Below are 14,207 nucleotides of genomic sequence, written 5' to 3'. Positions count from 1 at the left end.
GGCGAGCGGTAGCCTACGGCCCATGGTGGACCTTGACGCCGCGATCGGTTACGTCGTCGCCCATGGCGACGCCGTGGACCGCGCCCGCCTCGCCTGGCTGCGCACAGGCCAGGCGCCGACGGCGGACGTGCTGGACCGGGCCGAGTCCGGCCAGGCGTCCACGGGCGGCTGGCCGGCGTACCTCGGCGCCCACGTCGCCTCGGTCGACGCCACCTGCTTCCGCCTGGGCGAGCTCGACGACCTCGGCGCCCTGGCCCGTCCGGCCGCCCGCCGCGCGCTGGCCTGGCTCGGCCACAGCCAGCGCCCCGACGGCATGTGGGAAGAGGACGAGTCCCTGGCCGGCGTCGCCCCGCCGTGGGCCCAGCCCGGCGACGACGAGGCCCGCCTGTTCCTCACCTGCAGCGCCGCGTACTGGCTCGTCGCCGGCGGCCCGGCCCCCGGCGACGAGGACGAGCACGCGGCCCGCATCGCCCGCGCCGCGGAGGCGTTCCGGGCGTCGCTGCGCCCCGACGGCAGCTGGCCGTCGTTCCTGGTGACGGGCTGGCTCGGCTGCGCGGTCCTGTACCACCTCGGTTGGTTCTACGAGTCGGCCCAGATCCAGGTTGCCCTGGCCGACCGCGTGCCGACGATGACGGCCGCGGACACCGCCGGCCTGTACTCCGCCCTGCGCCGCATCGGCATGTCGACGGAGGACTGGCTGCTGGGCGCGGCGCGCAAGCGCCTCATCGAGACCCAGCGCAGCGACGGCGGCTGGACGAGCGACGACGGCGACCAGTTCAACGTGCACACCACGCTGCAGGCGATCCGCGCGCTGCGCTGAGCGGCCGGCCGGGGCTCAGAGAACCTCGGTCAGGGCCGCGTCCAGGGCCACCCGCAGCGCCGTCGAGTCGCCCGTCGCCAGCAGGATGCCGACCCCGCCCTGCACGGCCGCGAGAATGACAAGTCCGGACTTTTCCGGATCCGCCGCGCCGGCCCGCGCGGCCCCCTCGGTGAGCCGCGCCCGCCAGGTCTCGAGCAGGTCGGACACGATCGGCCGCACCTCGGGGTTGGTCGGCGCCAGCTGCCGGGTCAGCGCCGCGAGCGGGCACCGCGTCCCCTGCGCCTCGTAGCGCGCGATCACCGCATCCCGCCAGGCCGCCCACGACTCCGGCGGGCCGAGGGAGGTGAGGTGGGGCTCCTGATCATGCAGTACCGCCGAAGCCTCATGCTGCGCGACGGCCAGCAGGAGCTGGGAGCGTCCCTCGGGGAAGTAGTGGAAGAGCTGGCTCTTGCTCGTGGCGGTCGCGGCCCGGATGTCGTCGAGCGACACCTCGTCGACGCCCCGCTCGCGCAGCAGCGCCGCGGCCCCGCCCACGATTCGTTCCCGGGTCGCGGCCCCCTTCCGCGTCAGCGCCGTGCTCATGAGCACATCCTAGCTTTGTGGACCATCTAGTCCAGACGGTGCTACGTTGGCTGGACCAAACAGTCCATTTAGGAGTTGTACCCCATGAGCCGTCTCGCCCACCGCACCGCCCTCATCACCGGCTCGACGAGCGGCATCGGCCGCGCCATCGCCGAGCGCTTCGCCGCCGAGGGGGCCACCGTGCTCGTCACCGGACGGCGCGCCGACCTCGGCGCCGAGGTGGTCGCCGGGATCACCACCGCCGGCGGCCGCGCGCGCTACCTCCCCGTGGACCTGACCGCCGGCCGCGAGGCGATCGAGGAGTTCGCGGCCCGGGCCGGCGACGTCGACGTGCTGGTGAACAACGCCGCGTACCTGGTCGGCGGCCGTCCCACCTTCGACACCCCCGAGGACGTGGTGGACGCGGCCCTGGCCACCAACATCAAGGCGCCGTACCTGCTGACCGCCGCCCTGGCCCCCAAGATGCAGGCCCGGGGCAGCGGCGCGATCGTGAACATCGGCTCGATCAACGCGCTGACCGGCATGGCGGGCAGCGCCCTGTACAGCGCGACGAAGGCCGCCCTGCACGCGCTGACGGCCGCGTGGGCGGCGGAGTTCGGGCCGTACGGTATCCGCGTCAACACGATCGCGCCCGGCCCCACCGACGTCGAGTGGTCGACGTCCATCCGCCCGCACCTGGAGCGCATCGTCGCGACCGTCCCGAGCCGCCGGCTGTCGAGCCCCGCGGAGGTCGCCGCGGCCGCCGTGTTCCTGGCCTCGGACGAGGCGTCGCACATCCAGGGCGCGACGCTGCCCGTCGACGGCGGCCTGACCACGGTCACGGCCCACGGCGCCTCAAGGCCTGTTTCATGACTCTGGACTCGGCCTCGCTCCCACCCCCAGTCATGAAACAGGCCTTAGCCTGACTCGGGCCACCAGGCCGCGCGGCGCATGTCGACCTTGTCGGCGCGCAGCGGGGTGCCCTCGCTGCGGTGCCGGCGCAGCGCCTCCTGCTCGTGGCCGGGGACCAGCCGCCCGTTCGCGGCCACGACCCGGTGCCAGGGCACCGGCCCGCCGTAGTGCGACATGACGGCCCCGACCTGGCGGGGTCCGCCCTGGCCGAGATATTCGGCGATCGCCCCGTACGACATGACGCGCCCGGGCGGAATCCGCTCCACGAGCGACAGCACCAGCTCGGTGAACTCCTCGTCGGCCACGATATGGGAACCTACCGCGCCGCCGCCCCGGGCACGCGGCAAGATTAGCGGCGTGCGCGAACAGGTCACCGAGGCTCGACGCATCGTCGTCAAGATCGGGTCGTCGTCGTTGACCACCGCGACCGGAGGTCTGGACGAGGCGAGGGTCGACGCCCTGGTCGAGGCCCTGGCCACCAGCCCGGCCGAGGTGGTCCTCGTGTCCTCGGGCGCGATCGCCGCCGGCCTGTCCCCGCTGGGCCTGCTCCGCCGCCCGCACGACCTGGCGACCCAGCAGGCGGCCGCGAGCGTGGGCCAGGGCCTGCTGATGCGCGCGTACAACGACGCCTTCGCCCGCCACGGCCGCGTCGTCGGGCAGGTCCTGCTCACGGTCGACGACGTGACGAGGCGGGCCCACTACCGCAACGCGTACCGCACCCTGCGCCGCCTGCTGGACCTGAAGGCCATCCCGATCGTGAACGAGAACGACACGGTGGCGACCCAGGAGATCCGCTTCGGCGACAACGACCGCCTGGCCGCCCTGGTCGCCGCGCTGGTACACGCCGACCTGCTCGTCCTGCTGTCCGACGTGGACGGCCTGTACACCGGCGACCCGTCCCGGCCGACCTCGAGCGCCATCACGGACGTGCGCACCTTCGCCGACCTGGAGGGCGTCGACGTCCGCCGCCCCGGAAAGGCCGGCGTCGGTACCGGCGGCATGGTCACAAAGGTCGAGGCGGCCCGCATCGCCACGACGAGCGGCATCCCGGTCGTCCTGGCCTCGGCGCCCAACGCCTCGGCGGTCCTCACGGGCCAGCCGGTGGGCACCCTGTTCCACCGCCAGCGGGAACGCCCCCAGGCCCGCCTCTTCTGGCTCGCCCACGCAACGACCCCGCGCGGCCGCCTGGTCCTGGACGCGGGCGCCGTACGAGCGGTCGTGGGCGGCCACGCCTCACTGTTGCCGGCGGGCATCACGGCGGTGGACGGCCGCTTCGCCGCGGGCGACCCGGTGGACCTCGTGGACGGCGGCGGCGTACCGGTGGCCCGCGGCCTGGTGAACTACGACGCGGAGGAGCTCCCACCGCTGCTGGGCCGCTCGACGGGCGACCTGGCCGCGGAACTGGGCCCGGCGTACGAACGAGAGGTCGTCCACCGCGACGACCTGGTCCTGCTCTAGCTTGAGGACGATATGAGATCTGTGGCTCGAACGGCGCCGTCAAAAGGATGTGATCAATGCCCGTGGACGGCGACGGCGCTGGACACCCGCTGCGGAGCCGTACACGTGCGCCGCGCACGGATTACGGACCGGAAGGTCGACCGCTTCGTCGTTGATCAGGCCGCAGTCATCGTCGCAAACGGTACGACCGTTGCCGCCTAACTGCGCTCGAAGCAGGCCGTTGGGGTGATAATTCGTCCAGCGGGCCCTGTAGCACCACGGCCGCGCACCTCGAGGCCGAAGTTCGCGGGCTCGAGCTGGTCGGCGAAGTCGTCGCCACGCCGGCGGTGGTCGGCATCGTCGTGGTCGGCGAGCGGGCGGTGCTGTTGCTCGAAGCCGTCGACGAAGTTCCCGCCGCCCGACGGACCGAGGAGCAGTGGCGCGGCATCGGGCGGGCGCTGGCCGCGCTGCACGGGTGCGAAGGCCGGCAATTCGGGCGGGACGAGGACGGATACTTCGGGCTGCTGCCGCAGGACAACCGGCCGGTCGCGACCAACACCTGGTGGGAGTTCTACGTCGAGCGCCGCGTGCGGCCCCGCCTCCGCGACGCCCAGCTGCCGCCGGAGCTCGCCAAGCACGTCGAGCGCGTCCCGGAGCGGCCGAGTTTCCCGAGGTCACCCCGAGCCTCCTGCACGGCGATGCGCAGCAGAACGACCTGCTCACCACCGCCGAAGGGCCGGTGTTCATCGACGTGGCGCCCTACTACGGGCACGCCGGGGCCGATCTCGCGCTCGTGGACTACTTCGCGCCCGTGCCGAAGGCGTACCTCGCGGTCGTCGCCGTGGACCGACGGGCAGGCTTTCTCCGGCGCATCGCGCGAGTACGCTGTCGCCATGTCGGGAGTGCTGGGTGAGCCGATCAAGTTCGTGCTCAACTGGGGGCGGCGCTACTCGCTGTGGGTGTTCAACTTCGGGCTCGCCTGCTGCGCCATCGAGTTCATCGCCACCTCCATGGGGCGGCACGACTTCATGCGGCTCGGGGTCATCCCGTTCGCGCACGGGCCGCGGCAGGCCGATCTCATGGTCGTGTCCGGCACCGTCACCGACAAGATGGCGCCCGCGGTCAAGCGGCTCTACGACCAGATGCCCGAGCCGAAGTACGTCATCAGCTTCGGCGCCTGCTCCAACTGCGGCGGGCCGTACTGGGACTCGTACTCGGTGACCAAGGGCGTCGACCAGATCATCCCCGTGGACGTGTACGTGCCCGGCTGCCCGCCGCGGCCCGAGGCGCTGCTGCACGGGATCATGCGGCTGCAGGAGAAGATCGCCGGGGAGCAGGCCGGGCTCGGCGGCACCCCGCGGCCCGACGTCAAGGCGCTGACGGCACCCCCGGTGAAGAAATGAGGGGCGAGCTCTCGGAGAGCGGCGGCGGCCGGTTCGCCCGCCCCACCTACGACGTGCCCGCCGACGACTGGGTCGCGGCGGTCGAAGAAGCGAAAAAAGAGGGCTACGACTACTTCGACTGGCTTTCCGCCGTCGACGAGCTGCCCGGCGGCTTCATGGTCGTCGTACACCTCTGGTCCATCGCGCAGAAGAAGGGCGTCCTGATCCGGGCCGAGATCCCCCGCTCGGCGCCGGCCATCGCGAGCATCGTCGGCATCTACCCTGGCGCGGCCTGGCACGAGCGGGAAACGCACGAGATGTTCGGGATCGGGTTTCCCGAGAATCAGAACCTCAAGCCGCTGCTGCTGCCCGAGGAGTTCGAGGGCCACCCGCTGCGCAAGGAGTTCGTGCTCGCCAGCCGGGTCGCCAAGCCGTGGCCGGGCGCGAAGGAGCCGGGCGAGAGCGAGCACACGGTGAGCAAGCGGGCGCCGATGCGGCCGCCCGGGGTTCCGGATCCCAACGAATGGCCGAAATGATGCCGGTCTGGCTGGATGTCGCGATCCGCGTGGTCGGGGTCGTCATCGCGTTCCTCACCCTGCCGCTCATCGTCGGGCAGGCCGAGCACAAGGTCATGGCCCACATGCAGGGCCGCCTCGGGCCCATGTACGCCGGCGCCTTCCACGGCTGGGCGCAGCTCGTCGCCGACGGCGTGAAGTTCGTGCAGAAGGAGGACATCACCCCGCGGGCGGCCGACCGGGCGGTGTTCCGCCTCGCGCCGGTGGTCGCGCTGCTGCCGTACCTCGTCGTCCTGCTCGTCATCCCGCTCGGCCCGCACGGGCTGGTCGCGCAGAAGCTCGACATCGGGCTGTTCCTCGTGCTCGCGGTGGTCGGCGTCGGGGTGGTCGCCGTGCTGATGGCGGCGTGGTCGAGCGCGAACAAGTACGCCCTGCTCGGCGGCCTGCGCGCGGCGGCCCAGCTGCTCGGGTACGAGCTGCCGTTCATCCTGAGCGCGCTGTCGGTCGCGATGGCCGCGGGCACACTGTCGCTGTCCGGGATCGTCGAGGCGTGGCGGCCCTGGTGGCTGCTGTGGCAGCTGCCGGCGATGCTGATCTTCTTCACCGCCGGGCTGGCCGAGATCCGCCGGCCCCCGTTCGACATGCCGATCGCCGACTCCGAGCTGGTGTTCGGTTACATGACCGAGTACACCGGACTGCGCTTCGCCTTCTTCCTGCTGGCGGAGTACGTCGGGATCGTCGTCATCGCCGCCCTTACCACGGTGCTGTTCCTCGGCGGCTGGAAGGGCCCGTTCGGCCTCGACGCGCAGCTCGGCTGGGCCTGGACGCTGATCAAGGTGTTCGCGGTGGCGTTCGTGGTGATCTGGGTGCGCGTGTCCTACCCGCGGCTGCGCGAGGACCAGCTCCAGCGCCTGTGCTGGCTCGTGCTGGTCCCCGCCGCGCTGGCCCAGCTCGTGCTCACGGCCGCCGTGAAGGTCGCTGCAGGAGACTGAGAAAAGCCACGAGCAGCTTCTCTCGTACCGGTGGAGCCGCGGCGTTCAGCAGCGAGTTCACGGCCGCCATGCGCTCCGGCAGGCCCCCGCCCGCGCCCAGCCCGAATGCCGCGGCGAGCTGCTCGACCGGCGCGGTCCCGAGCAGTTCCAGGACGCCGTCGGGCAGCTCGACCGGGCCGTGCGCGCGGGCGGCGGCGACCGCGGCGGTCAGGTCGGCCTCGAACTCGCCCACCCTCGGCGCCACGGCGGCGGTGACCGTCAGGTGTACCGAGGCCGGAATGTCCCCGTGCCGGAACTGCGGCTGCGTGTGCCAGCCGCGCGCGGCGAGCTCGTCGGCGAGCACGAACAGGTCGACGCCCGAGGACATGAAGGCGACGACCGTCGACTCCCGCGGTACCACCGAAAAGTCTTCGATCTTCGAAACGGCGTCCGCGATCGCCCGGGTGGCGTCCCGCGCCTTCGCGGCCAGCGCCAGGTAGCCGTCGTCGCCGATGTGGCGCAGGGTGGCCCACGCCGCGGCGATCGGGCCGCCGGAGCGCGTCGAGGAGATGACCGGGTTGACCATGGTGTACCCGGGCCAGTCGGCGTAGCCGAAGTACTGCGACAGGCGCAGCGACTCGTCGCGGTGCAGCAGCACCGACACGCCCTTGGGCGCGTAGGCGTACTTGTGCAGGTCGACCGAGATGCTGGTGACGCCCGGCACCGACAGGTCGAACGGCGGGACGGGCTCGCCCAGCCGGCGCAGGTACGGCAGGGTCCAGCCGCCGAAGCACGCGTCCACGTGGCAGCGCACTCCCGCGGCCCGGGCCGCCGCCGCGATCGGCTCGACGGGGTCGATCAGCCCGTGCGCGTACGACGGCGCCGAGCAGGCCACGAGCACCGTCTCCGGGGTGATGGCGGCCGCGACCGCCGCCGGGTCCACCCGCAGCGACACCGGGTCGACGGGCACGGTGTCGAGCTCGACCCGCAGGTAGGCCGCGGCCTTGGCCAGCGCCGCGTGCGCCGAGACCGGCATGACCAGCCGCGGGCGCCCGACGTCCGGGCGCCCGTCCCGGGCCGCCTTCACGGCCAGGATCAATGATTCGGTACCGCCGGAGGTGACGCTGCCGACGGTGTGTTCGCCGCCGCCGAGCACCTGCGCCGCCGCCCCGACGAGGTCGTTCTCCATCGCCAGCAGCGACGGGAACGCGGTCGGGTCGAGCCCGTTGACGTGCGAGGCCAGCGCGTGCGCGGCCGCGGCGAGGTCGTCGAGGCCGGCCAGGCCCGGGTCGTACACGTAGGCGAACAGCCGCCCGCCGTGCGTCGGCAGGTCGTGCTCGCGCAGCCGCTGGAGCTCCGCGAGCACGTCCCGGGCCGCAATGCCCTGCTCAGGTAGTGCGCTCAAGTGCTTCACCCTCCCGCGACAGTCGCTCTTCGTCGAGGTCATAGCCTCGCAGAGTGAACAACGCCAATGCGACGACGACGGCGGGTACCACCGTGAAGCCCAGCAGCACGCCGAGCTTCGCGGTGTCCGTCTGGTCCGCGGCCGTGCCGGAGTCGCTGGAGACGTACCCGAACGCGGCCAGGAGGAGCGCGAAGATCCCGGGCCCGAGCGCCAGCCCGAACGTCTCGCCGGCCGTCCACAGCCCGGTGAACACGCCGGCCTGGCGCCGGCCGGTGCGCGCGGCGTCGAACGCGATGCAGTCGGGGAGCATGGCCAGCCCGAAGACCTGCTGGCCGGCGTACCCGCACCCGACCAGCCCGGTGAGCACGTACACGGCCGCGTTGGGCAGGACCGGCGCCAGCCCGATGAGGGCCGCGGCGCCGGCGAAGATGAGGGAGGCCAGGACGTAGGCGCGCAGCTTTCCGATCCGGGCGCCGGCCCGCGACCAGAGCGGCATCACGAGCAGGGCCGGCCCGACGAAGCAGGCGAAGAGCACGGTGGACCCGGTGTCGGGGTCGGCGAGGATCTGGGTCGCGAAGTAGCTGACCCCGGCGAGCATTGTGGCGATCCCGGCGGCCTGGATGATGAAGCAGATGAGCAGCCGGGTGAACGCTTTGTTGCGCCTTGCCGTTTGGAGCTGCGCCCCCAGGCTCGCTTCGCTCTCGAGGACTTTGCCGGTGGGCGCTTTCCGGGTGCCGAGAAAGCTGCCGAGGGTACCGACGACGATGAGCGCCGCCACGAAGACGCCCATGGCGCGGTGGCCCGGAATCCCGTCGCCGAACTGCTTGGTGACCACCGGGGCCAGCGCCCCCGACAATAGGATGGCGACCGCGAGCAGCGCGACGCGCCAGGTCATCAGCCGGGTCCGCTCGCTGTAGTCGGCGGTCATCTCGGCGGGCATCGCGACGTACGGCACCTGATAGAACGCGTACGCGGTGGCCGTGGCGAGAAACGTCAGCGCGACATATACGCCGCTTTTTATTGGTGCGGCGAAAATCGCCGCGAACAGGACGGCCACGGCGAGTCCGGCCCCGAGCAGAAATGGTCGGCGAGCGCCCCAGCGCGTGCGGGTACGATCAGAAACTCGCCCGGCAACCGGGTTGATCAGCACGTCCCATGCCTTTGGCGCCAGCACGAGCAGCCCGGCCACCCCGGCCGCGACGCCCAGGGTGTCGGTGAGATAGGGCAGAAGCAGCAAACCGGGCACGGTGCCGAACGCGCCAGTGACGAGCGAGCCGAGCGCGTATCCCGCCCGCACGCGACCGGGCAGTGACTCCGACGGGTGGTTCATGGTCCACGGATGCTACCGCGAGAATTCTTCATGGAAAGCCCCCGCGGGTGTCGCCGCGGGCCATCCCGCCACCACGGAGGTGGGACTGCGGGTGCTGGAGGACGGCGGCTCGGCCGCCGACGCCGGCGTGGCCGCGATGCTCGCCGGCTGCGTGGCCGAGAGCGTGCTGACCGGCATCGCGGGCGGCGGCTTCGCCACGTTCTACGAGGCGGCGACGGGCACGACGACGTGCCTCGACTTCTTCTGCTCGGTGCCGGGCCTGGAGGCCACCCGCCCCGCGGCGCCGATGGAGCCGATCGCCGTGGCGTTCGGCGGGGTCCCGCAGCGGTACGAGATCGGCGCCTCGAGCGTGGGCGTGCCCGGCGTTCCGGCCGGCGCCGGCGCCATCCACGCCCGCTGGGGCCGCCTGCCCTGGCCCCGCGTCGTGGCGCCCGCGGTGTCGCTGGCCCGCTCCGGCACGCTGCTGCCCCAGCCGCACGCCGCGACCCTGGCCTCGCTGGCCCCGGCGATGCTGCCGGGCCTGGGCGCGCAGGTGTACGCCCCCGCGGGCCGCCTCCTCACCGGCGGCGACCTGCTCTACCACCCGGGCCTGGACCGAGCGCTGGCCATCCTGGCCGACGACGGCCCGGCGGCCTTCTACACCGGCGAGGTGGGCCGGCGGATGGTATCTGCGGTCGCATCGGGCGGCGGCGTCCTGACCGCGACGGACCTGGCGTCGTACCGAGTCCTGAGCCAACCGGTGGCCTCGGCCCCGCTGGCCGGCCTGACGGTCGCGGCCCGCCCGGACCTGAATGACTTCATCGTGACCCTGGGCGCGTTACCCGACCTGGTCGGCCTGCCCCGCCCGGCGCGGGCGGTGGCGCTGGCCGACGCCTTGCGCGCGTACGGCACCCAGCGCCTGGGCGACACGACGAACATCTCGGTCGTCGACGGCGACGGCAACGCCTGCGTGATCACCCTGACCATGGGCATCGGCTCGGGCGTCTGGCTGGACGGCCTGGGCATCCACCTGAACTCGATGCTGGGCGAGGGCGAGCTGATCCGCCCCGGCACCCTGCCGGGCGAGCGCATGGCCTCGTGCATGTGCCCGACCGTCGTGACGGCCCCCGACGGCCCCCTGCTCCTGGCCATCGGCTCCGCGGGCGCGACCCGAATCCGCACGGCCCTGCTGCATGCCCTCATCAACACCGTGATCGACGACGACGACACGGCGACGGCAATCAGCCGCCCGCGCTTCCACGTCGTTTCGGACCTCGTCCACGCGGAGCCGGGGTATCCGGAGGATGAGCTCGAGGCGCTGCAGGAGGCGGGGTACAAGATTCAGCGTTGGGACAGGACGGACCATTACTTCGGCGGGGTGAGCGCAGTGGGCGTGGCGGGCGCCGGGGGCGACCCGCGGCGGGGCGGGATCGGCCGCCTGCTGACATAATGCAGAAGGGCCCGTCAGCAAGGTTTCCCCTGGTGACAGGCCCTTCAGACTTGCCGGTGGCGGGTAGAGGATTCGAACCTCTGTAGCTTTCGCGACGGATTTACAGTCCGCCCTCTTCACGGCATGTGACCTGCAGGAACGTCGGCTACGACGGGTTCTGTGGGGCGCGATTGGGGGCGATGGCTAGTCATGGAACCCCCTGTGCGTGCGTCGATCAACGTAACCGATATCCGCTCTTTCGGATAAAGTTAGCTTTTCGTGTTGCCCATTTCAGCAGCAGGGCCGTCCGGTCCTTATCGAACCCAAATTCACGCAGCGCCTCTTCTGCTCCCTGGTAGGACACGGGCTCAAGCCTGGCGATGAAGGCGGACTCCAGGCGCTGCAGTGGACCGAGTCGAAGGTGTGCAAGCTGATCTTCGCTATCGTCGAATATCGACCAGTGCTCATTCTCGATGATGGCCGCGAGAAGCACCGAAGCTGAAAACGCAGCGTTTAAATTGTCGGGCGGCTCGATCGTGCGAGAGTGCTCCTGTTCTTGTGTAGCGTTGTGTGTGCTCTCCTGGGCTCGGAAGAAAGGTGCGACAACCTCGCTCCCGAGATCCGAATTTCCTATCCAATCGCTGTCGAAGCATCCTTCGCCGAGCTTATCGCTGAGCGCCTCAAGCGCGCTCTCGACGGCTGCGACGCTATCGCCGAAGAGATAAGATCTTAGCATTGAAACCGCCGGCATTGCGTCCTGCCCCGAGTGGTCGGACGCTCGATGGAATACCGGATTACCAGCACATAGGATGCCGTTGGTTAGGCCCGCCGCTACGGCTTGAAGCGGTGAAACCAGATTCAGTCGGGCGGCAACTAATGGCGCCCAAAATGTGACTTTTCCCCAAGGTGTAAGCCTGGCTGCAGCAATTTGCGATCCATCTAGCAGACGGATCATCTCCTGCTGGACCTGCATACTGCCATCCGTCAAATCAGTAGCAACTCCCAAACTCTGCGCAATTTCCCCAACCCGCGAAAAATTCGTTCCGAAGACAAACGCTTTCGCGGAGAGTGCATCTTCGCTGTCGCGGACGTAATCCCAGAGGGCTATCCGAGTTTCGTCGAGAGCTACTTCACCTAGATGTCCCGGGATCTGGAGAAGATCTATTAGCGGCGTCATGAAACGCTCAGGGCCGATTTCTTCATCGGCCTCGTTGTCATCCTCCTCATCTTGTTCCGCCCTGCCGATGTCCGCACCAGATTGCCATTCTCCGGGCATGTAGGCGATGTAATCCTCGTACCGAGGGAATCTCTCGCCGTCAGGTTGACCGTCGATCGCGAAGCGGAGGGCAGTTCGTGTCAGCGATCGACAGTTAGCGGCGGGCGGGTTAAGCGTGCCGAAATGGCGCGCCGCAAAAGACAGGAGGTTAAGGCGCTCGCGTAAATGCAACTTCGGGTCATCTAGCTCCGACGCGATCGAATCGTAGATTTTTCTTCTGGCGCCTCGGTAATTTTCATGTAGAACCTGAATTGCAATCTGGGCGACGATATCCCAGCCGCCCTCTCGAAGGTTTGGGCCAAGGATCCTCCACAATCTACTCGGGCTAGGATTTCGACGAACTATCTCGACCGCGGTAAAGTATTCAAGAAAGGTCCGATGCGTAAATCTATAGAGGCGCTCCCCATCGGCAGTGGTTCCGGCGTCTGTCAGTACCCACGCTCGTCCGTGCCACGACTTATAAAGTGAGATGGCAGCTGCCTCTGCATCCTCCAGCCTCTCAAAGTGCTCCTCCTTCCAAAATCGCGTCAGCTTACTCTTCAGAGCCCTCTCTGGCATGGGATCGAGCCTGCCGTCACTCATGAAAATTGAGTAGGCGACTTCCTGTAGTGCCGCGCGTGCGTCGGCTCTTAATACACGTTGGCTACCGATACCGCGTTGTTCATCCCATCGTTCAAAGAGCATTAGTGCGCATCGTTCATAGAGGTCTGCACGATTCTGAGGGATCCAACGAGCGCCCCGATAAACATTGCATAACAGGCTAAGCATTAGAGGGTTTGCCCGTATATCCGGGATGCTAGACGACTCAATCAGGAATGCAGCCGATACTTCTCTTTGCTCACGGGAAGTTAGGCCCGGCTGAAGAGAAAACCATTTGTTTGCGTACTGCTCCACACTCGATTTATCGAGTTCCACCAGGCGGGCTGTCGTGAATGAGCCGGGATTGAGTGGTGCATCCCAGTACCCGACCTTTCGTGAAGTCACGAACACCTTCGTTGAGGAGAACAACTTCGCAAACGATTCAATACTTTCACTTATCTCGCGGCGTCTGTGTGTGTCCAGAAGTTCATCGAGCCCGTCGAAGAAGATTAGGCATCGACCTAGTGAGAGTAGGTATTCGATTGCGCCTGGCGGCGCTGATAGATGAAAGTCTTCTCGGATCATGGACTCTATATACTCGACCAGCGATACAGATCGTTCTTGCTTGGCCTGTTCGTATTTCCGCAAAGTCACAATAACTGGTATCGGAGTGGGTTCGGTCCGCACCTGATGGCGCGAGAGTAGGTTCGTAAGTCGTTGCGCAAGAGTTGACTTACCTGCACCTGGGTCTCCCAGGACCACCACTCTGTAGCCGTAATCAATTAGATCAAACAACGTTAAATCGACGCGGCTTTGATCACTTTTAGGTAGTACGAAACGGGAGGGATCGTCGCTAATCAGCTGTGGATCGACGTAGATCGCGTCGATTGGAACGAACTTCTGGTTATCCAAAGAGGCAGGCACGATACTGCTAGTCTTAGCGTAGATGGCCTCCCTGTATTGTTCGGTGAAATGGGCGATTGCCGGCAATCCTTCAGGTCTTTGTCGCTGGAGGATTGCTGTGCGATCTAAAATACCCTTCAGGTATCCGCCATTCTTTTCAAGGATTGCCCTATCGATGATGCGGCCATACTCAGACTTGGATTTTGTGCTGATGTCGGTCAGCATTGAGGATGTCAAGCTTGCAAGAGCACTAACTAAGGTTGCAGAGGCTATCTTTGCGTTGCCTGCATCGATGCCGGTTTGAAGAACAAGAATAGCCGACGTTATCTCGATTATGGAATCGCGGCTGCGCTTCCATTCGCCGGTAGCCACGGCCACGGCAATGGTCCGGCCAACCTCTTCGAAGTCGGGAGATTTGAGTGCCGATGCGACTGCCGTTACAACCCCCTGCGGCAGCCGTGCGTCTAGCTGAGTCAGGAGCGCTAGCATTGAACCCTCGACGGGTCTCAGCAAACGATCGGCTAAGGCTTCGGCATGTTGCTGCTCTGTCTTGCTGCGAGCCTTCTTAACTTGCCCAACGGCGCCTCGAACGCCTTGAACTGCTATATTTGCCAGGGTCTTAGCTGATGCTGGGTCCATCGTAGTCTCCCACGCAGGCAACTTTTTGGTCGAAGCGTAGTGGTTCCGTTACTTTTGCGGAAGGCTTAA

13 protein-coding genes and 1 pseudogene are annotated in these 14,207 nt (G+C 68.1%); 9 read left to right on the top strand and 5 right to left on the bottom strand.

The window, feature by feature from the left end; all coding sequences use genetic code 11:
* Positions 1-22 precede the first annotated feature (22 nt).
* Positions 23-820 (top strand): squalene--hopene cyclase, encoded by a 798-nt coding sequence (locus AB0B76_RS14905; RefSeq protein ID WP_360374770.1) that lies wholly within the window; start codon positions 23-25, stop codon positions 818-820.
* A gap of 15 nt (positions 821-835) precedes the next feature.
* On the opposite strand, the gene AB0B76_RS14900 is transcribed toward AB0B76_RS14905, so the two are convergent.
* Positions 836-1,402: a TetR/AcrR family transcriptional regulator gene (locus AB0B76_RS14900; protein ID WP_360374768.1), complete on the bottom strand. Its 567-nt coding sequence runs from the start codon at positions 1,400-1,402 to the stop codon at positions 836-838.
* 84 nt (positions 1,403-1,486) lie between these two features.
* Here AB0B76_RS14900 and AB0B76_RS14895 point away from each other — a divergent pair, with 84 nt between their 5' ends.
* Positions 1,487-2,254: an SDR family oxidoreductase gene (locus tag AB0B76_RS14895; RefSeq protein WP_360374766.1), complete on the top strand. Its 768-nt coding sequence runs from the start codon at positions 1,487-1,489 to the stop codon at positions 2,252-2,254.
* Between the two features lie 44 nt (positions 2,255-2,298).
* Here the strand turns inward: AB0B76_RS14895 and AB0B76_RS14890 are convergent, their stop codons facing one another.
* Positions 2,299-2,598, bottom strand: a complete 300-nt coding sequence (locus AB0B76_RS14890) for an MGMT family protein (protein ID WP_360374764.1) — start codon at positions 2,596-2,598, stop codon at positions 2,299-2,301.
* Positions 2,599-2,650: 52 nt separating this feature from the next.
* Here AB0B76_RS14890 and proB point away from each other — a divergent pair, with 52 nt between their 5' ends.
* The 6 genes and pseudogenes from proB (at position 2,651) to AB0B76_RS14860 (ending at position 6,619) form a co-directional block, all read left to right on the top strand.
* Positions 2,651-3,751, top strand: coding sequence for a glutamate 5-kinase (gene proB / locus AB0B76_RS14885; RefSeq protein WP_360374762.1), 1,101 nt, complete (start codon positions 2,651-2,653; stop codon positions 3,749-3,751).
* A 269-nt stretch (positions 3,752-4,020) separates the two neighbouring features.
* A pseudogene (locus tag AB0B76_RS14880) lies at positions 4,021-4,329 on the top strand (fructosamine kinase family protein); the annotation flags it as partial.
* Entirely contained in the window at positions 4,293-4,643 is a 351-nt protein-coding gene (locus tag AB0B76_RS14875) for a fructosamine kinase family protein (RefSeq protein WP_360374760.1), read from the top strand. The pseudogene AB0B76_RS14880 and the gene AB0B76_RS14875, both read left to right, overlap by 37 nt.
* Positions 4,624-5,133, top strand: a complete 510-nt coding sequence (locus AB0B76_RS14870; protein WP_360374758.1) for an NADH-quinone oxidoreductase subunit B family protein — start codon at positions 4,624-4,626, stop codon at positions 5,131-5,133. The genes AB0B76_RS14875 and AB0B76_RS14870 overlap by 20 nt, the downstream gene beginning before the upstream one ends.
* Positions 5,130-5,648 (top strand): NADH-quinone oxidoreductase subunit C, encoded by a 519-nt coding sequence (locus AB0B76_RS14865; protein WP_360374756.1) that lies wholly within the window; start codon positions 5,130-5,132, stop codon positions 5,646-5,648. The genes AB0B76_RS14870 and AB0B76_RS14865 overlap by 4 nt, the downstream gene beginning before the upstream one ends.
* Entirely contained in the window at positions 5,648-6,619 is a 972-nt protein-coding gene (locus AB0B76_RS14860; RefSeq protein WP_360374903.1) for a complex I subunit 1 family protein, read from the top strand. Before AB0B76_RS14865 ends, AB0B76_RS14860 begins: the two co-directional genes overlap by 1 nt.
* On the opposite strand, the gene AB0B76_RS14855 is transcribed toward AB0B76_RS14860, so the two are convergent.
* Both AB0B76_RS14855 and AB0B76_RS14850 read right to left on the bottom strand, forming a co-directional pair.
* Positions 6,585-8,012, bottom strand: coding sequence for an aminotransferase class V-fold PLP-dependent enzyme (locus tag AB0B76_RS14855; protein WP_360374754.1), 1,428 nt, complete (start codon positions 8,010-8,012; stop codon positions 6,585-6,587). The genes AB0B76_RS14860 and AB0B76_RS14855 overlap by 35 nt on opposite strands.
* A complete protein-coding gene (locus AB0B76_RS14850; RefSeq protein ID WP_360374752.1) occupies positions 7,987-9,333 on the bottom strand; it encodes an MFS transporter in 1,347 nt (448 codons plus the stop codon). The genes AB0B76_RS14855 and AB0B76_RS14850 overlap by 26 nt, the downstream gene beginning before the upstream one ends.
* Positions 9,334-9,412: 79 nt before the next feature.
* On the opposite strand from AB0B76_RS14850, the gene AB0B76_RS14845 reads away from it, so the two are divergent.
* Entirely contained in the window at positions 9,413-10,762 is a 1,350-nt protein-coding gene (locus tag AB0B76_RS14845; protein ID WP_360374750.1) for a gamma-glutamyltransferase, read from the top strand.
* Positions 10,763-10,976: 214 nt separating this feature from the next.
* Here AB0B76_RS14845 and AB0B76_RS14840 read toward each other — a convergent pair whose 3' ends face one another.
* Positions 10,977-14,138 carry an NACHT domain-containing protein gene (locus AB0B76_RS14840; RefSeq protein WP_360374748.1) on the bottom strand — a complete coding sequence of 1,054 codons (3,162 nt, stop codon included), beginning with the start codon at positions 14,136-14,138 and terminating at the stop codon, positions 10,977-10,979.
* Positions 14,139-14,207 lie beyond the last annotated feature (69 nt).

It is taken from the genome of Dactylosporangium sp. NPDC049140 (genome assembly GCF_040648435.1).
The sequence above is the reverse complement of the archived record's forward strand: the minus strand, read 5'-3'. Positions and strand labels throughout refer to the sequence as shown.